Source organism: Sphaerochaeta associata, assembly GCF_022869165.1.
Lineage (GTDB): Bacteria > Spirochaetota > Spirochaetia > Sphaerochaetales > Sphaerochaetaceae > Sphaerochaeta > Sphaerochaeta associata.
Genome location: NZ_CP094929.1, coordinates 2,215,371 through 2,239,903, shown reverse-complemented (window position 1 = coordinate 2,239,903; position 24,533 = coordinate 2,215,371). Strand labels below are relative to the sequence as shown.

Sequence of the window (24,533 nt, the reverse complement as noted above, 5' to 3'; positions counted from 1 at the left end):
CATGAGAGGGGGTGTATACTCTTTGAAAAGAAACTGATCAAGGAAGTACCCTATGTTGACCAAACGCTCGGTTGCCACTACCGCTGAAGGTGATGACATTTATTTGATTACACTCTCCCAGGGTGATATCACTGCAGAGATTCTCAGTCTCGGGGCCAACCTTAAGACGCTGAAAACCCCCGACCGCAACGGCGAGATTCGTGACATCGTTCTTGGTTTCGATAATCCGTTGGACAACCTTACCTCAACTACGTATTTTGGACAGGTTGTGGGCAGATTTGCCAATAGAATCGCCAATGCCGAGTTCGTGCTGGACGGCAAGACCTGCGTACTTGAGAAAAATGAGGGAAACAACAGTCTTCACAGCGGCAGGAGCAACTGGGGCTGGCGCAATTGGCATGTCGAGACGTTCGATTTGAACGGTGACCCGGGTGTGGTCCTGAGCCTTTTCAGTCCCTCGGGCGATGGAGGCTTCCCTCATGCAGTCAATTGCACCGTTTCCTATGTGCTTACAAGCAACGGCAGTCTACATGTTGAGTATGAAGCTACGGCTTCGGGGCCGACTCCCATCAATCTGACAAATCATACCTATTTCAATTTGGGGGGTGCAGCCAGCGGTACCATTCTTGGTCATGAATTGCAACTTGCATGTGACCGGTATCTCGAGGTGGACTCTGCTTCAATTCCAACCGGAAATATTATCGATGTTCAAGGAACGGTTTTCGATTTCACCAAGAAAAAGAGTGTGGGTCGGGACATCGAGAAGGCCGGAGGGTACGATCATTGTTTCATTCTCTCCCGCAATTCGGAAAAAATGGTTGAGTTTGCATCGGTGCATGAGCCGATCAGCGGCCGTACGATGAAGATCAGTACAACTATGCCCGCTGTACAGATTTATACAGGCAACTTTTTGAAAGCAAAGGAAATAGGGAAGGGTAATGTGGCCTATCCCAAGCATGCGGGCATGTGTTTTGAGACCCAGTACTATCCAGACAGTCCGAACCATCCTGAGTTCCCGTCCTGCATATTCAACAAGGAACGTAGTTTCAAGCATGCAACCATCTTTAGTTTTGGGTGCAGATGACAATCGGGTCTGAAGTATTCGCAGCCGTAGGGGAGCACATGATGAAGGAAGTTAAGATCATTGGAATTACCGGAGGTTCCGGATCCGGAAAATCCACTATTGTACGGAAAATCGGAGAGGTTTGTTCCGATTTCGTTTTCATTCCCCAGGACAATTACTATCGGTCGGCTTCTTTCATCAGTAATGAGAATATCACTGCATTCAATTTCGACCACCCCGATGCATTCGACATCGAGCTTCTCTATGAGCACCTGAGGGCGTTGAAAGAGGGTCGGAGTATTGAGATGCCTTTGTATGATTTCGTCCACCATCGCCGGAAGGAAGAGTCCGTACATGTAGAACCCAAACCCTTGGTGATTATTGAGGGGTTGATGGTTCTCTACGATAAGCAGGTTCGGGACTTGCTCGATTTGAAGCTCTATGTGGACACCCCTGACGATATTCGGTTCATTCGGCGTTTGAAACGGGATATTGCCGAGCGCGGCAGAACGATCGAGAGTGTATGCAATCAGTATCTTGAGGTGGTGAGGCCGGGGCATTTCAACTTTATTGAGCCTACTAAAGTTTTTGCAGATATCATAATACCAGAAGGTGGCTACAACGAGAATGCGTTGTCGGTGTTGATTCCATTCGTCAAGGAGCTCTCACGATGATCAATGTTTCTTGAAAAGGATGAAGCCGTCTTTGATTGTTTTCCAAGTCCAGAATTGTGGGACTTGATCATCACCGCCGTAGTACCAGCGGCTGCACCGCAGTATGCGGGCGAAGCCCATGACCGAACCTTTGATGATGCCGTGTTTGAGTACGGCATCTACCATGTAGGTGGAGCAGGTGGGGTGGTAGAGGCAGCTGCCTCCAAAGAATGGTGAAAGCAAACCTTTGTAGAGGTATACCGGAATAAGAAATATATATCTGAGCAACTTTACAGTTTTTTTCATATGAACATTCTATGTTTGGATTGTCAAAGTTGCAACAAGTAGATAAAATGGAAAGGTAGGGATTTGACTTGACAGGTGAGAATCGCTATAGTAACCAAGAATTGAGCAAATTGTATGGAGGGATAGGTATATGGCAGGTAACGTATCAAAGAACGCTCGCCGTGAAGGTGCAAAGGTTATGATGAGTCGCTGGGGCGGCCCGATCAAGATGAAAGCAGTTTTCGAAAATGGAAAACTGCGACACGTGGCTTATTGTGAGAAATCTGGGAATACCGCTCGCAAGCCGAAAGACTTGATGTAAGGATTTTTAATCCCGAATTGTAACCATAAGCCTGTGAAAATACCAATCACAGGCTTCTTTTTTCTGTAAATAAAGGCCTAAATCACCATTTTTCGCGTATTTTTGATGTATCCGATTCTAACAGTGTGTGTTATAGTGTTGTTGAGTACGTATACAACGACACATGAGAACGTCATGAGGAGGAAACACGTGAAACGTCTTTCAAGAACAATTATGACAGCAATGCTGGTAGCTTTGTTGGCTTTTTCCCTTGTAGGTTGTAAGAGCACCGCAAAGGTTGAGCCAATACCGCCGGCTCCTGTCGTAGAACCTGCTCCCGAGCCAGTCGCTCCTGTAGCACCCGTTCCTGAGCCCGCCCCGGCCCCGGCACCGGCACCGGCTCCTGAACCGGTAGCCCCCGCTCCTGCTCCGGCTCCGGCCCCCGCCCCTGTAGCTGCTGCTCCTGCCGAAATGGAGCTGCCTTACGGAGTGAAGGAAATTGTAAAAAATGATGATGGAACGAAGGTATTCGATCTGTTCATCGTGCATACGAACGACCTGAACGGCAACATCTATGCCGAAAACGGTGGGCTTGGACTTGCGAAGTTCTCGACCGCCCTGAAGGCCGGGCGTGCGATTACCGACAACTGGTTGCTTCTGAACAGCGGCAGTGTTGGTGATGTTCCCGCCGAGGCAGCGATGCTGGCGGCCGAAGTCGTTGACGAGCTTGGCTACGACGCCTACACCCCGCAGGCAGTGCAGCTGGCTACCGGCATCGCCGGAACGAAGAAGGCCCTGCCGCTGAGCGTGAACGCACTTGACGCGAACGGTTACCTGGTTGCCCAGCCCTATCAGATTTACGACTTCAACGGATTCAAGGTTGGCGTGGCCGGCCTGGTTGCCCCGAAGCCGATCCAGGGCGTGAGCTTCACCAGCGACATCATTCTGGACAATGCCCAGTATGCAGTCGATCTTGCCAAGGGATATGTTGACTACCTGGTAATCCTGAGCGATCTGGGCGATAAAGGCCCGATCACCAGCGAGATGGTGGCCCAGAACATTGACGGCATCGACTTGATTGTTGACGGCAATGGCTCTGCGATGGCGAAGACCGTGAACGGCACTCTGATCGTCAGGGCAGACGAGCAGCTGAAGAGCATTGGCGCTGTACAGCTGAGCGTGTCCAACGACGAGGTGAAGGCCGTCTATCCGATGCTGCTTCCCGCAGCCGACGTTCTCGAGCCAGCCAAGAGTGCGATAGCCAAGGCCTACGAGCCGATTGCCAGAGCGATGGGATACACGCTGATGGTGACCGTGCCCGAGGATGCGTCCATTGTGGCGAAGATTGGGCCCACCCCGGTACGCAAGGCGGCAGCGCCTGCCCCCGCACCGGTAGTAGCACCCGCACCCGCTCCTGCACCCGCTCCTGCACCGGCCCCGGCACCGGCACCCGTAGCTGTTGCTCCTGTTGAGATCGAGCTGCCCTACGGAGTGAAGGAAATTGTAAAGAATGATGACGGAGCGAAGGTATTCGACCTGTTCATCGTCCATACCAATGATTTGTCAGGCAACATCTACGCCGAGAACGGTGGACTGGGACTTGCGAAGTTCTCGACCGCCCTGAAGGCTGGACGTGCACTTTCCGACAACTGGCTGCTTCTGAACAGCGGCGATGTTGGAGAGGTTCCCGCCGAGGCAGCGATGCTGGCGGCCGAAGTCGTTGACGAGCTTGGCTACGACGCCTACACCCCGCAGGCAGTGCAGCTGGCTACCGGCATCGCCGGAACGAAGAAGGCCCTGCCGCTGAGCGTGAACGCCCTCGACGCGAACGGTTACCTGGTTGCGCAGCCCTACCAGATTTACGACTTCAACGGATTCAAGGTTGGCGTTGCCGGCCTGGTAGCCCCGAAGCCGATCCAGGGTGTGAGCTTCACCAGCGACATCATTCTGGACAATGCCCAGTATGCAGTCGACCTTGCCAAGGGATATGTTGACTACCTGGTAATCCTGAGCGATCTGGGCGATAAAGGCCCGATCACCAGCGAGATGGTGGCCCAGAACATCGACGGCATCGACTTGATTGTCGACGGCAATGGCTCTGCGATGGCGAAGACCGTGAACGGCACCCTGATCGTCAGGGCCGACGAGCAGCTGAAGAGCGTTGGCGCTGTACAGCTGAGCGTGTCCAACGACGAGGTGAAGGCCGTCTATCCGATGCTGCTACCTGCAGCCGACGTTCTCGAGCCAGCCAAGAGTGCGATAGCCAAGGCCTACGAGCCGTTTGCCAGAGCGCTGGGATACACGGTGATGGTGACCGTGCCCGAGGATCCGGCCATTGTGGCGAAGATTGGGCCGACCCCGGTACGCAAGGCGGCAGCGCCTGCCCCCGCACCGGTAGTAGCACCCGCTCCCGCTCCCGCACCTGCACCCGCTCCGGCTCCGGCACCCGCTCCTGTAACTGTTGCAGCTCCAAAAGCTGTTGAGTATCCGCTTGGTGTTACCGAAATCGTTAAGAACGATGCAGGGACTGCTGAGTTTGATCTGTTCATCGTCCACACCAATGACGTGCATGCACGCATCGTTCCTGCTGACGGCGGAATGGGTTATTCCAAGCTTTCCACAATGCTGAAGATGGGACGCGCTCTCACCGACAACATTCTCGTTCTTGATGCCGGTGACGTAACCCACGGAACCAACCTTGCGAACATGTTTGAAGGAGAGACTGTTGGAGTCCTGCTTGACATGCTCGGCTACGATGCAGTTGCTCCTGGTAACCACGATTTCAATTATGGCGCCGACCGCCTTATTGAAGCTGCAAGGTTTGCCGAAGAGTATACCGACCTCAAGGTTCTTTCCGCCAACGTATTGGATGAGAATGGCTACCTGCTGTTCCAGCCGTACCAGGTGTATGATTTCAATGGTTTCAAGATTGCAGTTGTTGGTTTGACCACTCCTGATACCGCCACCAAGACCCACCCGAAGAACGTCCAAGGCATTACCTTTGCCAACGAAGAGATCTTCGAGATTGGTCAGATGGCAATCGATATGGCAAAACAGTATGTTGATTATGTCATCGTACTCGGTCACATCGGTATGGATCCTGATGGAGCATCCGGTCTCACCACCGACAAGATTGTCAGCAAGATCAAGGGTATCGACCTCTTTATCGATGGTCACAGCCATACCACCCTCAAGGAAGGTATGAAGATTGGTGATACTCTTGTTGTTCAGACCGGCGACTATATGAAGAATCTCGGACTGGTTCAGCTGCATGTCAAGAACGGTAAGGTGACTGCCACCTATCCGATGTTGATTCCCGCTGCCGACGTCCTGAACGCAAAGGATTCCGCTCTTGCCAAGCAATACGGCATTACTGATGTTCCCAACGATCCTCAGGTCGATGAGTATGTCGGATACATGTCCGCTCAGCTGAGCCAGAAGCTCAACACCCTTGTGGCAACCCTGCCAGAGAACTTGGATGGTGAACGTGCAAATGTTCGCACCAAGCAGACCAACCTTTCCAAGTTGATCACCATGGCAATGACTGCAGAGAGTGGTGCTGACTTCACCATTACCAATGGTGGTGGTATCCGCGCTTCCTTGAAGGCTGGAAACGTGACGATGGGTGATGTCATCAACGTCCTGCCGTTCACCAACATCATCACTGTTGTTGAAGTGAAGGGTTCTGATGTGTATGCCGCTCTCGAGCATGGCTACAGCAAGCTGCCCGACCAGAATGGTGCCTTCTCCCAGACCGATCTGCAGGTTGTTTACAACCGTTTCGCGGCTCCTGGCAAGCGCATCCTTCGTGTCCTGCTCAATGGCAAGGCCATCGATCGTAATGCTACCTACAAGGTTGCAACCAACGATTTCATGGCTGCCGGCGGTGATGGATACACTATGTTCGGTAAGGTTCTCTCCGAAGGTTCACTGTTGAGCGATGTGTTCATCGAGTTCCTGAAGAAGAACTACCCTGTGAAGTAATTCACACGAATAAGATTTATTGGACGGCTATCTTCGGGTAGCCGTTCTTTCTATTCGGTATGATCTTTCTTTGCCCGATTTTGTCTTGATTGTAGAGAAAACTGCTTGACATAAAAAATGGTATGAGGTAATGTACCAATCGTTCGAAGCAATATTCGCCTGTAGCTCAGTCGGTAGAGCAGGTGGCTGTTAACCACCCTGTCGGGGGTTCAAATCCCTCCGGGCGAGCAAGAAAAAAAGACAATCCAAACGGGTTGTCTTTTTTTATTGGTATAACGAGCATAGAAAAAGCGGCAGGATCCTGCCGCTCTATTGGAACTGATGGCCTATGCCTTCATTCGCTTCTGATTGGCCTCGTAGACCTTCCAGGTTGTCTCTATGATGGTATCTGCTGATGAATGCTCTGCATTCCAACCAAGGACCTTCTGGGCCATTTTGGAAGAAGCTACCAGCTTTGCCGGATCTCCTGGTCTCCGATCGACATACTGCGCTTCTATGGGCTTTTTGGTGATGCTTCGGGCTGTATCGAGGATTTGCTGAACGCTCAGACCCTCTTCCGATCCTAGATTCACAATCAGGTTGCCTTTTCCTGCAAGCAGATGATCTGCAGCCAATACATGTCCCTTTGCAAGATCTGTGACGTGGACATAATCCCTTACTCCGGTACCATCGGCGGTGTCATAGTCATTGCCGAATACCAGAAGATTGGGTCGAATACCCATGGCGACTTCCATGACTACAGGAATAAGATTGGCAGGATTGTTCTCAAGACCCAACATTCTTCCTCTCTCGTCATACCCGGCGGCATTGAAGTAACGAAGTGATACATACTCAAAATCCTTAAGCTGCGCATACCACTTCAGGTTCTCTTCGATGCACAGCTTGGTATACCCGTAATAATTGGTAGGGTTCTTCGGATGGTTTTCATCAACCGGAAGGTATGCAGGTTCACCATAGACTGCTGCAGAAGAGGAGAGGATGAAATGCTTCACCCCGGCCTTTATACAACCAGTAATCAGATTGAGGGAACCGGTGATATTGTTCTCCGTGTATTTAATCGGCTTGATCATCGATTCCCCTGCAGCTTTATATGCTGCCAGATGTATCACCACATCCCAACCGAGTGACAACACTTCGAGTACCCGTGCCTTGTCACGAATATCACCTTCATAAAAGAGAGCCTCCGGGTGGACGTTGCTTTTCAAACCGGATGAGAGGTTGTCAAATATTCCCACGGTATCGTTGCGTTCGATGAACTCCAAAGCTACATGCGTACCGATGTATCCGGCACCTCCGAACAATAATACTTTCATAGGTTGCTCCTGCCTTAGTTGAACTTCTTGATGATTTCGGAGAGTTCTCCGGTTCGTAGTGCCAGCTCTTCAGCACTCTTGGCTTCTACGACCAAGCGAAGATAAGGTTCTGTGTTAGATTTCCGAACGTTGAACCACCAGGAGTCGAACTCGATGCGATATCCGTCGAAATCCATTACCTTGACAGGCTTGTCTTGTTCAGCAAACCGTGCATACAAGGCGGCCATGGCAGCATCCTTGCTTTCCAGCTTGAAGTTAATCTCCCCGCTGTTTGCATAGGCGATGACCGAATCGATGAAAGCGCCGATGCTGATGCCCTTTTTCTTCAGTTCACCGACAACCTGCAGGACGATGAGGGAGGCAAGGAACCCACTGTCGCAATTATAAAAGTCACGGAAGTAATAATGGCCTGCAAGTTCGCCCCCGAATATTGCTCCCAAGTCCCTGAGTTTCGTCTTGGCAAATGCATGCCCGACTTTCCAGATGTGCACATTTGCTCCAAGCTTGGTTAAATACTCGGTTGTTGAGCGGCTTGTCCTGATGTCGACCAGCACATTGCCTTTCTCTTTGCCCAGGTAGTAATACCCCAACACCGAGGTGATATAATCGGGTTGCAGGAACCTACCGTTCTCATCGAGAAACATGACACGGTCTGCATCGCCATCGTAAATCACTCCGATATCACTCTTGTTCTTGAGAACCGCCTCTTCAAGGTCCTTGCAGTTCTCCACCTCAAGTGGATTGGGCTCGTGAGCGGGGAACGTGCCGTCGAAATGATCGTACAAGTAGTGGTGGTGTTCTCCAAGAAGGTCCTTCACCAATAGATTCGCCATGCCATGAGAGCAGTCGATGGAAAGATTGAGGTTGGAGGTATCGGGAACAAACTGCTTGAGGAAGGCCAAATAGGGGCTTCTTGCATCTTTTGCAATGATGTTTCCTTTTTTGGATGCGACGACAATGGGGTCGCCAAGCACCATCTGTTCCAACTCCTGCAGCCCGCTGTCCGATCCTACGGGAACAGCCTTTGTCCTGCTGACCTTAAGACCGTTGTACTTGGCAGGATTGTGGCTGGCTGTAATTTGTACTGAAGCATCAACTTCGAAATGGACCGTGGAAAAATATACCATGGGTGTTGTAGCCAATCCGATGTCATATACATCGCTGCCGCTATCGGTAATTCCCTTGCACAGGTACTCAAAAATTTCCTCACTGCTGGTACGGACATCCCTGCCCACCAGTACTACTTTGCTTTTAAGCAGTTTTGGAAGAAAATACCCGATCTTGTACACGGTATCCTTGTTGAAATCCTTGTTGTAGATTCCCCTGATATCATACGCCTTGAACGCTCCCACCTATTCCTCCTTGTTGCCGTGCTGCAACTCTTTTACAAACTGTTTTCGATCCATCAGTTCAAAAAAGTGAACTGTGCCGTTTTTCAATGTAACCATCTCAACCATTTGCCTGAACACTCTGTCCAAGAGATTTGAATTCCTGACTGAGGTAACATCACGCCTTCCCTCGATTATTTTAAATGCCAGGGTTTTTGGGATCGGCCTTGTATCCTGCACCTCATCAAGATGAAAGGAACCTTCAAACTTGATGAATGGTCCCTTTGCTTTCTTTGGCTTTAGATTTATGCCGAATAAGGTCGGATTTCTTTCAAAATCCTCAAAGTAGAAAGCATTTTTGCATCTATAGAAGAAAACCCCGAATTCTCTGAATACCTCATGATTGTTTCCATACCAAGTGGCATAGGTTTTCCATGTCAGTGGTGCTTCGTGCCTCGTTTCCAATTCTGCGATAAAGGCTTGTGCATCTTCTTCCATTATTTTTATCCTTTGCTTGTCTAGCTTTTTTCCATATTAGCATATACACTGCGTTGCAGAAAGAGCTACTAGGAATGTCATGGATTACACAGAGAAGGATTTTAGCAAGATTTTGAAGAGTAATGCTCTCAAAATGCGCCGTATGATGCTTAAGAGCGGCACTACTTGTATGAGAGTATATGATCGAAACCTTGAGAGGTTCCCAGTTACTGTGGATCTCTATGGTCCCTATGCAAGGGTCACCGATTACAGCGAAGAGGGCTTGGAGGAAGAGGAGGAGCGGATATGCTGCGATATCGTCTCCCGTATGCTTTACATCCAGGCCGACCGCGTGATTTTCCATCGCCGACCCAAACGGGTGGGCAAGGAACAGCACAGCTTGCAGGGCGAAACTTCGTTGGTTTTACAAGTCACGGAGAATGAACTGTTCTTTACCGTAGATTTGACCAAGAGAATCGATACCGGTTTATTTCTTGACCACATGGAAACGAGAATGATGGTTGAGTCGATGAGCCGGGGATGCAGGGTGCTGAACCTGTTTTCTTATACGGGATCCTTCTCGGTGTATGCAGCCAGGGGCGGGGCCGCCAGCGTTGAGTCGGTGGACTTGTCCGCTACCTATACTGCATGGGCCGAAAAGAATCTTGCTGACAATGGGTATGGTACAGCAATGTATCCTTGTGTTGCCGCCGATGCGTGGCAGTATGTTGTTGAGGCGCTGTCGAGTGGAAAAGTATATGACTTGATCATATTTGATCCACCGAGTTTTTCCAACAGCAGGAAGATGGAGTATGATTTTGATGTCCAGAGAGATTATCAGCGTTGGATGAAAGTGTTGAATGCACTATTGGCGAGGGAAGGAATACTGGTGTTCTCTACAAATCTGGGAACATTCAGGATGGACACGAAAGCAGTTCGAGGATTTGAGGTTCAAGAGATAACAGCACAGGTTGCAGCCCCTGGGTTTACACGCCGTCTAGGAACGGCGAGGACGTGGTTGCTTACGAAGCAACAAGATGTACGGATTACTGCAGCAGATCTGCGGACCGTTGAGAAAAAAGCTGGCAGAGACCAGCGTGAAGAACAAGTGGATGATGAAATTATGAAGAAAGAAGAAGTATCAAAAAACATTGATGTGCAAGAAGAAAAGATTGTAGCAGAGGTTGCACAAGAAGAAGCAATTGCAGCCGAGAGTGTACAAGAAGACGAAGTCGTAGCAGAGAGTGCAGAAGAAACCGTACAGGAAGAAGAGTCCTCTGATCTTGAACTGGAAATCGAAGAAGCTGCTGATGAAATTGAAGCCAATGAAGTGGAGGACGACCTTTTGACCCTTCGCTGGGATGATGAGGATATTGCTCCGCTTTTTGAAGAGAGCGAAGAAGCTGAACAGCCGGAGGCTGATCGTGCTCCTAGAAAAGAGTATGAGAGACGAAGCGATGAACCGAGAGGAGCACGCGATGATCGTCGTCCTTCTTTCCGCGACCGCGACGACAGAAGGCCCTCAGGCGATCGTCCCTCCTACGGTGAGAGAAGACCGTACGGCGACAGAAGCGAGCGTCCCTCGTTCCGCGACCGCGACGACAGAAGACCCTCAGGCGATCGTCCCGCCTACGGTGAGAGAAGACCCTACGGCGACAGGCCCGAGCGTCCCTCGTTCCGCGACCGCGACGACAGAAGGCCCTCAGGCGATCGTCCCGCCTACGGAGAGAGAAGACCCTACGGCGACAGGCCCGAGCGTCCCTCGTTCCGCGACCGCGACGACAGAAGACCCTCCGGTGATCGTCCCGCCTACGGTGAGAGAAGACCCTACGGCGACAGGCCCGAGCGTCCCTCGTTCCGTGACCGTGACGACAGAAGACCCTCAGGCGATCGTCCCGCCTACGGTGAGAGAAGACCGTTCGGAGACAGACCCGAGCGTCCCTCGTTCCGCGACCGCGACGACAGAAGACCCTCCGGTGATCGTCCCGCCTACGGAGAGAGAAGACCGTTCGGTGACAGGCCCGAGCGTCCCTCGTTCCGTGACCGCGACGACAGAAGGCCCTCTGGTGATCGTCCCGCCTACGGTGAGAGAAGACCGTTCGGCGACAGACCCGAGCGTCCCTCGTTCCGTGACCGCGACGACAGAAGACCCTCAGGTGATCGTCCCGCCTACGGTGAGAGAAGACCGTTCGGCGACAGGCCAGAACGACCTTCATTCCCTGATCGTGACGAAAGAAGACCGTTTGGTGATCGTGACGACAGAAGGCCCTCAGGCGATCGTCCCGCCTACGGTGAGAGAAGACCGTTCGGCGACAGGCCCGAGCGGCCCTCGTTCCGTGACCGTGACGACAGAAGACCCTCAGGTGATCGCCCCTCCTATGGAGAGAGAAGACCCTACGGTGACAGAAGCGAGCGTCCTTCGTTCAGAAGTCGCGAAGACCGTCCGGCATTCTCCGCCCCTCGTGATGAGGCTGGCACGGAAGGCAGGGTGAAGCGTGAACGCAAATCTTCCCCCAAACCGTACGGTTTTGACAAATTCCGTGAAACCAGGACCCGGGGCGAGAATGAGAATGATTCATTCTTCTGGCTCGATGATGAAGGAAAGAACAAGGACAAGTAATGCTGTCCTGCTTCGCAGAGCCCCAGGATTTCCTGGGGTTCCTTTTGGAAGTCCTGATTTTCCGGTATCTTGTTGACACTGGGTTTAGCTTGGACTATCATGATTATTGAGATTCTATATCATTTAGGAAATTCCATGAAAGAAAAGCGACAGACAATACAGAAAGGCTTGGTGTGGGAAGCGGTTACTACTGCTACAAACCATCCCAATGCCGAGCAAATTTATGAGAACATTGTGCTGAAGCATCCTTCCATCAGTCGCGCGACAGTATATCGAAACCTAAATATGCTCGTTGATGAAGGAAAGGTAAAACGCATCCGCGTTCTCGGCGGACCTGATCATTTCGACCGTACCTTGGGCAATCATTACCATATCCAATGCACGGATTGCAAACAGGTCAGCGATATTGAGGTGTTCGATGACATCAACCTCTGTGCCAAGAATGTGGAAACCTTTGGATATGTCCTGGAATCTTACGAGATAGTGTTCAACGGGGTTTGTCCCGATTGTCAAAAAAAGCATGCTGCTGTGAGGCAGTGAAGGAGTAAGGTATGGAATTGAAAGGATCAAAGACGGAAGCCAATCTGAACACCGCATTTGCAGGGGAATCCATGGCTCGTAACAAGTACACGTATTATGCTTCCCAGGCCAAGAAAGAAGGATATGTGCAGATCGCCAATCTGTTTGAAGAGACTGCTTTCAACGAAAAGGAACATGCCAAGATTTGGTACAAGCTTCTGCAGGAAGGTGGGGAGATTCATGATACCGCTACCAACCTCAAGGATGCTGCTGCCGGTGAGCATTACGAGTGGACCGAGATGTATGCTGGTTTCGCAAAAGAAGCCCGTGAGGAAGGATTCAATAAGATTGCCACCCTCTTTGAAATGGTTGCAGCCATTGAGAAGCACCACGAGCAGCGCTATCTCGACCTTCTGAAGAATGTCGAAGGTTCCTTGGTCTTCAGCCGTGAGGGCGACCAGATTTGGAAGTGCTCCAACTGCGGTCACATTGTAATCGGCAAGAAGGCTCCCGGCATGTGCCCTGTTTGCGCTCATCCTCAGGCCTATTTCGAGATTGTTGCCAAGAATTACTAAGCGTAGGCATCGTAGCGCTACAGAGGCAGGCTTCAGGCCTGCCTTTTTAACGCCCGAAATTCATGAAACGGAGTGGATTTTCACAAACCATTGCATGCACTTGGTCATCGGAAAGCGGTGATTGTTCAAACATCCGGTAGTAGGAGGTGTAGCTTTCCACCTTCATCAGATTCACTGAGAAGTCGGTACCGAACAGCGAGCGGCTGAGAATAATCTTCCTCTGTTCCTCATCCAATGAATTGAGGTAGTTGACCAATAGCGTATAGAAGTCATGATTACTGCCGCTGAAGGATACATCGGCATAGATATTGGGGTAGAGCAGCATCAGCTCGGTAATCTCATAGAACCAGGTGGAATCGGGGACTTTGCTGGTCAGGCCTGAGATCACCGTAAGCGGATTTTTCTGCAGTGGTGTATATTGCCATCCGTAATGGGCAAAATCGATGCGAAGCATCGGAAAGCGGGCGAGCACCGGCTTGTAGGCCGACGGAGCGGTGTACTTCCATGCTTCCTTGGCAGGAACTCCGCGAAAACCTTGGTCATCACAGTGCGTCATGATGGGGATGTCGTTTTGATTGCAGAATTCATAGATGTACAGAACTTTTTCGCGCTCTTTTTCATCGGAAGGCCACGGGTCATACCCAAGAGGGGGGTAGAACTTGATACCGTAGAACTGCCTGTTTTTCTTCCCCTTGGGATCAATTGGAAGATATGTTTCCAACAACTCCTTGATGAAGGAGAGGGAGTGGACCGGGGGGTTGATTCCTAGAAACGGAAAGAACTCGAAGAGGCCGTCGGGACGTTCCTTGCGATAATATTCAAAGCCTTGCAGCGTATCCTGAACATAATCGAGGATTTTCTGTTCCTTGGGTGTGGGATAATACAACGTCTCCTTACGGATTTGGTTGCTGGAGAAATCCATGAGAAGCGGACACATCGCCATTTTGTCATAGGCGCGGCCCCTCATGTGCAGTTTCCCTTCCCTGATGTAGGGCAGCTCGGGTCTGGGTGCTCCTTCCTCATGGGAGGTAAACACCCCTCTCAAGTCATCCTCCATCATCACCAACGTCTGCCCGATGGTCTGCTCGAAGGTGGTCAGTGTATTGGTAAGACGGTTGAGCAGCACCGGGCCTTTTCTATTCTTGGTCGTGAGAATATAACTGGGAGAGAGTGCTCCGCTGGTGATGAGATCGGGAATGCCGGTGTCCAACGATGAGAAAAAGCTGATGAGATTCGGATGGGATATATGCATGACGTGGAAGTGCTGGTCAAAGAAGTAATCCATAGTCTCTCCCTGCAGGCAGGGGGACGAACACCGTCCCCCGTATCATGTATCCTACATTCCCATTTTTTGCTTGAGCTTGGCCCAGGAGTCCTTCAACGTTACGGTTCGGTTGAAAACCAATCCTTCACTGTGGTTGTCCTTGCAGAAATATCCGTTTCTGATGAACTGCAGGTAATCACCGACTTTGGCATTGAGAATCTCGGGTTCAGCCTTTGCATTGGTCACAATTTTCAAGGAATCGGGGTTTAGATCATCCAGATAGTTTCCGGTTGCCGCTCCTGGATATTCGGTTTGGAAGAGCTTGTCATAGAGGCGGGCCTCGATGGTGACGCCTTCGGTGGCACTGACCCAGTGGCTGGTTCCTTTCACCTTGCGGTTATCGGGCGTCGTTCCTCCCCTGGATTCGGGATCGTAGGTGCAGTGTACTTCGACGATGTTGCCCTCTTCGTCCTTGACCACCGAGTGCGCGGTGACGTAGTAGGCATACTTGAGGCGGATTTCTCCTCCTATGAACAAGCGGTGGTATCCTTTTGATGGAACTTCCATGAAGTCTTCCTTCTCGATGAACAATTCACGAGAAAAGGGAATCTGATGGGTGGCGCTATCGGGGTCTTCGGGATTGTTTACAGCCTCGAAATACTCAACCTTACCCTCGGGATAGTTGTCAATGACCAACCTTACGGGATCGAGTACAACCATCAACCGCTCTGAGCGCTTGTTGAGGTCCTCACGGACACAGAATTCCAGCAGCGAGTAGTCGACTACGCCCTCCACCTTGGCGACTCCGATACGGCTTACAAAGTCCTTCATTGATTCAGGAGAATACCCTCGTCTGCGTATACCGCTTATGGTGGGCATGCGTGGGTCGTCCCACCCGTCGACAATGCCGAGCTTCACCAAGTTGAGCAGACGCCGCTTGCTCATCACCAGATAGTTGATGTTCAAACGTGCGAACTCATACTGATGAGGGGTATGGTCGATGCCGTCGATCGAGGTGGCCCAATCGTAGGCAGGTCGATGGTCCTCGAACTCAAGGGTGCAGATCGAGTGGGTGATTCCCTCGATGGCATCACTGATGGGGTGGGTGAAGTCGTACATCGGATAGATGCACCATGTGTCGCCTGTACGGGGGTGGGAAGCGAACTTTATCCGATAGAGCACCGGGTCCCGCATGTTTATGTTCGGGCTGGACATGTCGATCTTCGCCCTCAGGACCAACGAGCCTTCCGGGTGCTTGCCCTGGCGCATCTCCTCAAAGAGCCTGAGATTCTCCTGGATGCTTCGATCGCGATAGGGGCTGTTCTTGCCGCCTTCGGTCAACGTCCCGCGATATTCCTTCATCTCCTCGGCCGTCAAGTTGTCGACAAAGGCTTTGCCCTCCTCGATCAAACGTACGGCGATTTCATAGAGCTGCTGGTAGTAGTCGGAGGCATGATACTCGTATTTGCCCCAATCGAAGCCCAGCCAGCGGATATCGCGCATGATGGACCTGATGTACTCGATGTCTTCCTTCTCGGGATTGGTATCGTCAAGTCGGAGATGGCATCGGCCTTTGTATTTTTCTGCAAGACCGAAATTCAGGCAGATCGATTTGATGTGACCGATGTGCAGATACCCGTTCGGTTCAGGTGGGAACCGGGTTACTATGGTGTTGTCGGGAACCCTGCCGTTTGCAAGGTCGTCCTCGATGATTCGCTCAAGAAAATTGAGGGGAGTCTTCTCCTCAGTACGTTCGTCCATGACAGATCCTTCCTTATGCCCTTCCAAAGGGGCTCGTTTGGAGATAGCTCATAGTAGCATAAGAGCATCACTTGAACCAGTAGAGGTCAGCTCTCTTTGCTGTACCGTATTGAATGCATCCAGCCTGGCATGGGATGATCGGTTTCGTTGGCAAAGTAAGGGCCGAAGCTGATGGATTTCTCGAGGCCCGGAAGCTGGAAGCTGCCGACCCAGACTGCTTCATCCTCACCACGTCGATACCCTATGTCCAGATGAGACAAGCTGCGTCTCAGAAGCCAGGTAACCTCTTCACATTCAAAAGTTCGGGCGATGATGCTCCTGTTGTGAGAACCTGCAATGGTCGTATGGATTTCCATCGCTTCACGGTTAAGGCCGACTGCTGCATACGTCGAGTCCAGATGATAAACGCACAGGCCGGCAAACCCACCCTTCTGGGGGACGTTCACTGTCGCCTCAAAGTCGAATGATTCATCGCTTACCGCCAACAGCAGGGGCCCGTACGGCAATCCCATGTGCGCTTGCACTTCCAGTTTCACGCTTCGATAGTCCTTTTCCCAGACCAAGGGTCTGCCCATCCAGCGAAAGTCTCGCATTGTGATTCGTCTCATTGCTGTAGTATAGGCAGTTTGTCTCATTTTATCCACTGACTCTTTCCGTTGTTCGGAAGTTGTTGTAGTCTTATGGTATGAAGTCACCAAAAGAGCATCATCTGGAACGACACCTGCTATCCTTGCTTACAGAGGGATCGGACAGCCATGCGCTGGCGAAGCTCTTGATAAGCGACCCGGAGATCGAGGCTATTCAGGACTACGCGAACAGTGTCTCGATCAAGCGACTGAACTACAACGACCACGGCCCGGTGCATATGCGCCAGGTGGCGGTGAATGTCGTGAAGATGTTGTCGTTGTTGAAACAGGATGGAGTCAAGACGTCATTGGAGATCGAAGAGGCAGGAAGCCACGAGGACAGCCTGTGCGCTTTGTTGCTTGCAGCCTTTCTTCATGACTTGGGGATGAGCGTCGGCAGGTCCGAACACGAGTTGACAGGACTGGTCATTGCCAGGCCGATCATGGACCGCCTGCTGCAAGTCGTACTTCCCTCCTCACTGAGTCGTCGCATTGCAATAATGTCGATAGCGACTGAAGGGGTGTTGGGTCATATGGCGAATAGAAAAATCCACTCCTTGGAAGCAGGACTGTTGCTGGTCGCCGACGGCTGTGATATGGAAAAGGGGAGGGCCCGCATTCCGATGAGCATCAACACGAGTCCGAAGACCGGGGACATTCACAAGTATTCGGCGAACTCCATCGAGAAAGTGACCATCAGCAAGGGTGAGGGGCCTCCGATTCTCATCGATGTGCAAATGTCCAGCGATGTGGGCTTCTTCCAGATCGAGGAAGTATTACTGCCTAAGATTTCAATGAGCCCTGCCAAGCAGTATGTGCAAATCTTTGCCGGAGTCATCGGGCAGGAGAAGAAACGCTACCTATAGGAGAGAATGGTATGATAGGTGTCATCGGGGAAGCCTTGATAGATTTTATTTCCAAGCCGTCGAAGCTTGCAACGGTCAGTTTCGATTCGCACGTAGGTGGGTGCGGCCTCAATGCTGCTACAGCAGCTTCCTTGCAAGGTTCTCCCGTCGGCTTCATCGGGAAGCTTTCCAACGATATGTTCGGCATGAGGATCTTGGAGCATCTGGTTGACAACCGAGTGATGTTCGATCCCGCTCTCTGTGCGGCAAAGCAACCTTCTCTGTTGGCCTTTGCTTCGTTGGATGAACAGAAGAAGGCCTCCTACGCTTTTTATTGGAAAAACTCGGCTCCGGTCTCCTTGGACAAGGACGAACTTCTTGCAGTCATGCAAGAGCACACCGACCTCAGGGTGGTTCATATCGGCTCTCTCGTCCTGGCTCTTGAGCCGGGTTGTCATGCCATCCTGGCAGCCTTGAAGGAGTACGAACCTCGTCCCATCATATTCCTCGACCCCAATGTGCGACCGGCGGTGATCGACGATCGACAGGCATATCTTGAGCGCATGGAAGAGGCATTCTCCCTCGCCTCATTGATAAAGCTCAGCGACGAGGACCTTGCCTATCTCCATCCTCATCAGGATGTCAAAAAACTTGCCAGGAAACTTGCCGCCGAATACAGTGCGCATATAATCTTGACGTTGGGCAGGGGAGGCAGCATATGGTTCACTGCCGAGGGTGGAGAAGTCAGTATGCCGATCATCGATCTGCCAGTCATCGATACCGTCGGGGCAGGCGACACTTTCAGCGGTGCACTGCTCTCGTATTTGCATGAGCGCGATTGCTTCGGCTCGGATTGGGCTCTGCCAACACTTGGTGAGCTGGATGAGCACTTGATCAAGGATGCCTTGCGTTGGGCGAGCGCTGCAAGTGCAATAAACTGCTCACGCCGAGGGTGTGACCCGCCGACAAAAGAGGAAGTTCAGACGCTCCTGTCCAGCCTGTAGTTGCCTAGCTCCCCCTTTGGAAGTACACTAGGGACATGCTCCGAACTACACGCATGAGAGTCATTAGAATACTGCTGGCCATTCTTATTGGAACGGCTAGTATAGTCTTTGCCTACATCTTGATTCGATGGACAAACTCCATCAGTGAGGACAAGCGCAAGAAAGACCTTGCTGAGGTCCTGAAAGGGGTTGTGGAGAATCAGGGGGTGGAAGGGCTTCTCTCTTTATCGGGAGTTCCTGTGGCAAATATCTTCCATGGCGAGGAAGGCCTTCTCATCTTCGAAGGCGATGAGCGTTCATGGGTCTACAGCGCAGACGAAAAGCAGACCATCAGCGTCTATGAGAATGTAAACAAGAGTGTGGTCCATATCACGACGATCGCCGAGGCGCAGGTCAATGCATTCATGGATGTTCTTCCAGCGAAAGGCACCGGTAGTGGAATCATCCTCTCTACCGATGGATACATCCTTACCAATGCCCATGTTGTCGAGAAGGCTGCCAGTTTGAAGGTGGGTCTGTATAACAACCGCAGCTACACGGCCAAACTGGTCGGTATCGACAGCGAGGATGACTTGGCAGTTATTAAAATCAATGTTGAGAAGGATGTAGTGCTCAAACCCATCACCTTGGGTACCAGTGAGGAACTCAAGATCGGGCAGAAGGTCATTGCCATCGGCAATCCTTTCGGGTACGACCGAACGTTGACCGTCGGGGTGGTCAGCGGATTGAACAGACCCGTTCGTACCAGTGATGGAAAGATCATCATGAATGCCATCCAGACAGACGCCTCGATAAACCCGGGAAACAGCGGCGGACCGCTGCTCAATGGACGGGGTGAGGTCATAGGGATCAACAGCACCATCTATTCAACCACCGGCAGCTCACAAGGTTTAAACTTTGCAATTCCCATTGATACGGCCATCGCCGTCATTCCCGATTTAATCAAGCTGGGCAAGGTAAGCCGTGGCTGGCTCGACTTGGCGGCTGTCCAACTTTCCCCCCAATTGGTGGCATACGCAAAGCTTTCGGTTGAGAAGGGTGTTCTTGTCAGCCAGGTGGTCAGTGGAGGGTTTGCCGACAAGGCCGGCTTGAGAGGGGGAAATCAGATGGTCCAATACGGCTCAAGTGTGATATATCTGGGCGGTGATATAATAACCGCTGTCAACGGTGAAGTAGTGGAAGACCTGAACGACCTCTACCTCGCCCTGTTGCCGCTCAAAAGCGGCCAGAAGGTGAGCGTAACGGTGAATCGCAAGGGTGAGTCCAAACAGATGCATGTCGAACTCATTGAACGAACAGCGCAGCATGTAAGCGCATTGGTACGATAATATGGAAGAAGTCAGAGTAGATGAACGGTGGGGAGGGGAGTCGGTCACCAATATTCATGGTGATGTCTCGTATCAGAACAAGCGCTTCAAGGTGGTTTCCTCATACGATCCTTCAGGAGACCAGGCTCAGGCCATCGAGGCTTTGAGTAAAGGCCTGGAACAGGGAGACTTCTTTCAGACCCTCAAGGGTGTCACAGGAAGCGGCAAGACCTATACGATGGCCAAGATCATCGAACAGGTGCAGCGTCCAACGTTGGTGCTTTCCCACAATAAGACTTTGGCCGCCCAGCTCTATCGGGAGTTCAAATCGTTCTTTCCGGAGAATGCAGTCGAGTACTTCGTCTCAACCTATGATTATTATCAGCCGGAAGCGTATGTTCCTGGCAAGGATCTCTACATAGAGAAGGATGCCGACATCAACCAGGAGATCGACCGGCTCAGGCTCTCGGCCTCCTTCTCCTTGATGGAGCGTCGCGATGTCATTGTAGTGGCGACGGTCTCCTGTATTTTTGGTCTGGCCAACCCCGTTTCCGTTCGCGATATGGTGCATACCTTCAATACAGGCGACCAGTTCGAACATCGTGATGTACTTGAGAAGCTGGTGAGAATGCAGTATGAGCGCAACGATGCCATTCTTAAGCGAGGTGCTTTCCGCGTGAAAGGCGATATCATTGAAATATGTCCATCCTATCTGGAGAATGCGGTGAGAATCAGTGTGGATTGGGATGAGATAGCCTCCATCCAATGGTTCGATCCCGTTTCAGGGGAGAAGCAGGAGATGGTGGACAGTTATACCCTCTACCCTGCAAAGCAGTTTGTCATGCCGCCCGAACAGGTCAGGGCGGCCATCGGGCGTATTCGCAGTGAGATGGAGGACCAGGTTGAGTATTTCAACAGTATGGGAAAGCCTCTCGAAGCGGAACGGATCAAGACCAGGGTTGAGTATGATCTGGAGATGCTGGAGGAAATCGGCTACTGTTCGGGTATCGAGAATTACTCCCGTCCCTTGTCCGACCGCAAGGCGGGAGAACGTCCTGCTGTGCTGCTGGATTACTTTCCCCCGGATTTTATCACCTTCATCGACGAGTCGCATGTCACCCTTCCACAGGTCGGAGCTATGTATGAGGGAGACAGATCGCGAAAGCTCAATTTAGTCAACTACGGTTTCAGACTGCCCTCCGCACTGGACAACAGGCCCCTGAAGGCTGCCGAGTTTGAAAAGGTGGTGCAGCAGCGCATCTATGTCTCTGCGACACCCGGAAAGAGTGAACTTGCCCAGAGTGAAAGAATCGTCGAGCAGGTTATCAGACCCACCGGGTTGCTCGACCCAGAGATTGATGTTCGTCCCACCGAAGGGCAGATGGAGAATCTGTATGGAGAGATCCGTAAAGTAATAGTCAAGAAGCAGCGTGTTTTGGTCACAACCCTGACAAAGAAGATGAGTGAGGATTTGACCGATTACTTCGCCTCCCTGGGCTTGAAAGTCCGATACTTGCATTCGGAAATCGATACCATCGAAAGGGTGGAGATCCTCAGGGACCTCCGACTCGGAGTGTTTGACGTCCTGGTGGGCATCAACCTACTCAGGGAAGGATTGGACCTGCCTGAGGTTTCTCTGATCGCCATTCTCGATGCGGACAAGATTGGATTCCTGCGATCGACCACATCCTTGATTCAAATCATCGGACGGGCGGCCCGAAATTCCGAGGGAAGAGTTATTATGTACGCCGACCGCATGAGTTCTGCGATGGAAGAGGCAATCGGTGAGACGAATCGAAGACGGGCCATCCAGTCAGCCTACAATGAGGAGCACGGTATTACTCCGACAACCATCGTCAAGGCTGTTCAGGACATCATCGAGCGGGAACGGGAGGAGACGAAGGAGATCCAGAAGCAGGATCTTGCCATTCTCAAGGGCGGTTACAACCTGCTCAATGCCAATGACCGCAAGAAGTACATCAAGGCCTTGGAGAAGGAGATGCTCGAAGCTGCCAAGAATCTTGAGTTTGAACGGGCTGCCATCATCCGCGATGAGATTGTTGCTATTCGCGAGGGTCAGTTCACTTCCTGACGGAGGACCAAATCCAAAGGTCCTCCGCTGATGGTAGGGTGCTGATAAAATGCCTGATAGGTCCCTGTAAGTTTTATACGTTGATTCTCCATGATGTAACGATACAAATTGTCCATGCTCAATGATGACTTGTCAGGTGCAAGGCTTTGTGTCTCTTCATCCCATCCAAGAGCACCGAGCAGTGCCTCGGTGAAGTAGCCGTGAATGTGGCTGCCCCCGATGGGTTCCTTGCTTGTGTTGTCGGCTGTCGTAGCCGCCATCACAAAGGTCCTGTTCTTATACTTTTCTTTGCTGAAATATGTTTCGTAGGCATCGGCGAAGATGGGTCGCAGATCGATGAGAGAGACCGATGATCCGCTCTGCTGTACGAAATTTCCTGCATAGCAACTGTCGATGATGAGCAGCGTAGTCCCTGCTGCAGGGGCAAGCAGGGCGAACAACTCGTCTACCGACAGCAACAGGAAAGGATCTACGGTGCTTGCATCAAGAAAGATGGTGCCCGATGCTGTCTCTGGTGCCAATACCCATGAACCATCCTCCATGCCATGGCCGCTGTAGGTGATCAAGAGAATATCCTGGGCTTGTTGAGCAGCGACAAGCGAACTGATTATTTTCCTTACCCGCTCTTTCGTCGGAAGCAACGGTGATGAGACATCGTCATAGGAACCATCGGAGGTGCCTTCCTGCAGCATCAGATAGGAGGAAGGATGCCGATCGGAAAAGAGGGAAGTGAATGCCTCTTCCTGTTCCCTTGCATCGTTGATCGTTCCTGCAAGCGCATTGGCGTTGGTTCCTCTGTAGTTCAGTCCGATGGCTACATGGGTGAATGCCCCTGGTTCTGGATGTTGGTACACAAGCTCACAACCAAGGAAAAGGAGGATGATGGGAAGTATCAGAAGGTGTTTCATGTGCATATAGGTCAGTGAGTATTGCTTTTACTTCAGAACCTGAACAGGACCATGTCCATGGCGCCGCCGGAGACGAGGGGGTGTTGATATTCTTGCGATGGTTTAAGGATATTCCAGCGAATCGGAAGGTCTTGGTTTTTTTTGATGTAGGTATATAGAGAATCAACGGTGATGACTGAACCGCGGAGGGCAGGTGGAGTCCCCGGTTCAATTGTACTGATATCCACACCATGTGGATGATTCCAGCCCAAGGCTTCAAGCAAGGTGATAGTGAAAACGCCATGTGAGTGATCGGTGCTGTCTGGATCTTCATACGAGTCGGCAAGAGCACTTGCCGTCAGGACATACAAATCAGGAAGATTATAGCCAGACCCTTCCCAAAACTTTGCATACCAATCATCTATACCATTGACCAGGACGGTGCTGAGGCTGGATTCACTTTCCGGAACAAAGACACCGCTCACACAACTATCAAGGATGATGAGCTTGCGTCCATCAATCTTTCCCATTGCAGTAAGTAACTCATTTGGAGTTACCAACAATGCTTCGATTGAGGGTACATAGCCATCAGCATCAGTATGAGCCATGACCATCTCTCCGGTCTTGTCGACTCCATGTCCACTGTAGGTGAGGATGGTCAGATCGTTATGGGTTGCTTGGTTTTGGATGGTTGCAAGTGTTTGGAGCAGGTGTGCTTTGGATGCATAATTTGTTTTTCCTATTCCTTCCCCTTCATACGTGCCTAGGGTTACAGGATCATAGGCAGCACCTTCTTGAAGTAGCAGGTAGCCCTTCCATGGTTGTTTTGCACGTTCTGAAATTTTCATGATAGTGTGAAAGATTTCTTTTGCATCTGGAATTGTTCCATCCAAATCATCAGTCTTATATACATTGTTTTTAGAGTCCAAATTGTTCTTATAATCAATCCCGATGGAAATTACATACACATCCCCCATCTCAGGTTCATCCATGTATAGTTCGCAGGAACTGAGTATGAGTATTAAACTGAGCATGAATAGGATGAGCTTTCTCATTAGGTTCCTCCTTCATGGTAGGGAAAGAGTTGGTAACGCAGTCCTATTCCTACTTGCAACGCTGTAATTTCCTTTCTCAGATGCAGCGACAGTGGAAGCGTCATGAATAGTTGGTAGGAGGGATTTTCCATCAATAATAGTTGTCCACCCAGCTGCAGGGAGAAGGAGGCGAAGGCCTCTTCAATCTGATGGTAGAAGTTTACCTCTGTGCCCGCTTGGCCGTAGAGGGAGAATTTGTTGTTCATTGTGTAGGACGATCGTGCAGCGATGCCGATGGACGTAAACCCTCTGCTTCGGTACAGACCGTAGGGGAGTGAACGACTGACATCTTGGAAGTACAGTTCCAGCGAACCGCCCCAGCGTTGGCTCTGATATCCAAATACACCAAGGGCTGCACTGCCGGAGAATGAAGTACGGGCTGGAATTTCATCCTCGAAATGGGAGAATCCTAGGTAACCGGAAGCTGTGGCGGTTGCCGAGTGATAGTACCCTGTAGTCCGAGCAGACAAGGGGAAGACAGCAGAAATGAGGAGTAACAGGAGAACATAGCGTCTTCTCATATACCCAGTATACA

21 protein-coding genes and 1 tRNA gene are annotated in these 24,533 nt (G+C 51.2%); 12 read left to right on the top strand and 10 right to left on the bottom strand.

Features of this window, described 5'->3' with window-relative positions; translation table 11 throughout:
• Positions 1 to 52: 52 nt before the first annotated feature.
• Positions 53 to 1,084, top strand: coding sequence for an aldose epimerase family protein (locus MUG09_RS10365; RefSeq protein ID WP_244771353.1), 1,032 nt, complete (start codon positions 53 to 55; stop codon positions 1,082 to 1,084).
• Positions 1,085 to 1,125: 41 nt separating this feature from the next.
• The gene (udk, locus tag MUG09_RS10360; protein ID WP_244775371.1) at positions 1,126 to 1,737 is read left to right on the top strand and encodes a uridine kinase; all 612 of its coding nucleotides are present in this window, start codon (positions 1,126 to 1,128) and stop codon (positions 1,735 to 1,737) included.
• Here the strand turns inward: udk and yidD are convergent, their stop codons facing one another.
• A complete protein-coding gene (gene yidD / locus MUG09_RS10355; RefSeq protein WP_244771352.1) occupies positions 1,738 to 2,022 on the bottom strand; it encodes a membrane protein insertion efficiency factor YidD in 285 nt (94 codons plus the stop codon).
• 130 nt (positions 2,023 to 2,152) lie between these two features.
• Between yidD and MUG09_RS10350 the strand changes: the two genes are divergently transcribed.
• The 3 genes from MUG09_RS10350 (at position 2,153) to MUG09_RS10340 (ending at position 6,514) form a co-directional block, all read left to right on the top strand.
• Complete coding sequence (locus MUG09_RS10350; RefSeq protein WP_244771351.1) at positions 2,153 to 2,323, top strand: hypothetical protein; 171 nt, start codon at positions 2,153 to 2,155, stop codon at positions 2,321 to 2,323.
• A 189-nt stretch (positions 2,324 to 2,512) separates the two neighbouring features.
• A complete protein-coding gene (locus MUG09_RS10345; protein ID WP_244771350.1) occupies positions 2,513 to 6,286 on the top strand; it encodes a 5'-nucleotidase C-terminal domain-containing protein in 3,774 nt (1,257 codons plus the stop codon).
• Positions 6,287 to 6,441: 155 nt separating this feature from the next.
• Positions 6,442 to 6,514: transfer RNA gene (locus MUG09_RS10340), tRNA-Asn, on the top strand.
• Positions 6,515 to 6,612: 98 nt separating this feature from the next.
• Here the strand turns inward: MUG09_RS10340 and galE are convergent.
• Genes galE through MUG09_RS10325 form a run of 3 tightly spaced genes read right to left on the bottom strand, consistent with a single transcriptional unit; the run spans position 6,613 to position 9,425 of the window.
• Positions 6,613 to 7,599 carry a UDP-glucose 4-epimerase GalE gene (galE, locus tag MUG09_RS10335; RefSeq protein ID WP_244771349.1) on the bottom strand — a complete coding sequence of 329 codons (987 nt, stop codon included), beginning with the start codon at positions 7,597 to 7,599 and terminating at the stop codon, positions 6,613 to 6,615.
• Positions 7,600 to 7,613: 14 nt separating this feature from the next.
• Positions 7,614 to 8,951, bottom strand: a complete 1,338-nt coding sequence (locus MUG09_RS10330; protein WP_244771348.1) for a phosphomannomutase/phosphoglucomutase — start codon at positions 8,949 to 8,951, stop codon at positions 7,614 to 7,616.
• The gene (locus tag MUG09_RS10325; protein ID WP_244771347.1) at positions 8,952 to 9,425 is read right to left on the bottom strand and encodes a hypothetical protein; all 474 of its coding nucleotides are present in this window, start codon (positions 9,423 to 9,425) and stop codon (positions 8,952 to 8,954) included.
• Between the two features lie 169 nt (positions 9,426 to 9,594).
• On the opposite strand from MUG09_RS10325, the gene MUG09_RS10320 reads away from it, so the two are divergent.
• From MUG09_RS10320 to rbr, 3 genes are all read left to right on the top strand, one after another.
• A complete protein-coding gene (locus MUG09_RS10320) occupies positions 9,595 to 12,024 on the top strand; it encodes a class I SAM-dependent methyltransferase (RefSeq protein ID WP_244771346.1) in 2,430 nt (809 codons plus the stop codon).
• Between the two features lie 135 nt (positions 12,025 to 12,159).
• The gene (locus MUG09_RS10315) at positions 12,160 to 12,564 is read left to right on the top strand and encodes a Fur family transcriptional regulator (RefSeq protein WP_244771345.1); all 405 of its coding nucleotides are present in this window, start codon (positions 12,160 to 12,162) and stop codon (positions 12,562 to 12,564) included.
• A gap of 11 nt (positions 12,565 to 12,575) precedes the next feature.
• Positions 12,576 to 13,118 carry a rubrerythrin gene (gene rbr / locus MUG09_RS10310; protein ID WP_244771344.1) on the top strand — a complete coding sequence of 181 codons (543 nt, stop codon included), beginning with the start codon at positions 12,576 to 12,578 and terminating at the stop codon, positions 13,116 to 13,118.
• A 46-nt stretch (positions 13,119 to 13,164) separates the two neighbouring features.
• On the opposite strand, the gene MUG09_RS10305 is transcribed toward rbr, so the two are convergent.
• From MUG09_RS10305 to MUG09_RS10295, 3 genes are all read right to left on the bottom strand, one after another.
• A complete protein-coding gene (locus MUG09_RS10305) occupies positions 13,165 to 14,403 on the bottom strand; it encodes an amidohydrolase family protein (protein WP_244771343.1) in 1,239 nt (412 codons plus the stop codon).
• 51 nt (positions 14,404 to 14,454) lie between these two features.
• On the bottom strand, positions 14,455 to 16,143 hold the full coding sequence (locus tag MUG09_RS10300; protein WP_244771342.1) for a glutamine--tRNA ligase/YqeY domain fusion protein: 1,689 nt from the start codon (positions 16,141 to 16,143) through the stop codon (positions 14,455 to 14,457).
• 86 nt (positions 16,144 to 16,229) lie between these two features.
• Complete coding sequence (locus MUG09_RS10295) at positions 16,230 to 16,751, bottom strand: hypothetical protein (protein ID WP_244771341.1); 522 nt, start codon at positions 16,749 to 16,751, stop codon at positions 16,230 to 16,232.
• A gap of 77 nt (positions 16,752 to 16,828) precedes the next feature.
• On the opposite strand from MUG09_RS10295, the gene MUG09_RS10290 reads away from it, so the two are divergent.
• From MUG09_RS10290 to uvrB, 4 genes are read left to right on the top strand one after another with little or no spacing between them, the layout of a single operon-like run.
• Positions 16,829 to 17,635, top strand: a complete 807-nt coding sequence (locus MUG09_RS10290; protein ID WP_244771340.1) for a phosphohydrolase — start codon at positions 16,829 to 16,831, stop codon at positions 17,633 to 17,635.
• An 11-nt stretch (positions 17,636 to 17,646) separates the two neighbouring features.
• Positions 17,647 to 18,618: a carbohydrate kinase family protein gene (locus MUG09_RS10285; RefSeq protein WP_244771339.1), complete on the top strand. Its 972-nt coding sequence runs from the start codon at positions 17,647 to 17,649 to the stop codon at positions 18,616 to 18,618.
• A gap of 35 nt (positions 18,619 to 18,653) precedes the next feature.
• Positions 18,654 to 19,946, top strand: coding sequence for a S1C family serine protease (locus tag MUG09_RS10280; RefSeq protein ID WP_244771338.1), 1,293 nt, complete (start codon positions 18,654 to 18,656; stop codon positions 19,944 to 19,946).
• 1 nt (position 19,947) lies between these two features.
• Positions 19,948 to 22,017 carry an excinuclease ABC subunit UvrB gene (gene uvrB / locus MUG09_RS10275; RefSeq protein ID WP_244771337.1) on the top strand — a complete coding sequence of 690 codons (2,070 nt, stop codon included), beginning with the start codon at positions 19,948 to 19,950 and terminating at the stop codon, positions 22,015 to 22,017.
• On the opposite strand, the gene MUG09_RS10270 is transcribed toward uvrB, so the two are convergent.
• The 3 genes from MUG09_RS10270 to MUG09_RS10260 all read right to left on the bottom strand — a co-directional run bounded on the left by MUG09_RS10270 (position 22,002) and on the right by MUG09_RS10260 (position 24,519).
• Positions 22,002 to 22,931, bottom strand: a complete 930-nt coding sequence (locus MUG09_RS10270) for a caspase family protein (protein ID WP_244771336.1) — start codon at positions 22,929 to 22,931, stop codon at positions 22,002 to 22,004. The two genes, uvrB and MUG09_RS10270, sit on opposite strands and share 16 nt — an antisense overlap.
• Before the next feature lie 26 nt (positions 22,932 to 22,957).
• Complete coding sequence (locus MUG09_RS10265) at positions 22,958 to 23,881, bottom strand: caspase family protein (RefSeq protein WP_244771335.1); 924 nt, start codon at positions 23,879 to 23,881, stop codon at positions 22,958 to 22,960.
• Between the two features lie 77 nt (positions 23,882 to 23,958).
• Positions 23,959 to 24,519, bottom strand: a complete 561-nt coding sequence (locus tag MUG09_RS10260; protein WP_244771334.1) for a hypothetical protein — start codon at positions 24,517 to 24,519, stop codon at positions 23,959 to 23,961.
• Positions 24,520 to 24,533 lie beyond the last annotated feature (14 nt).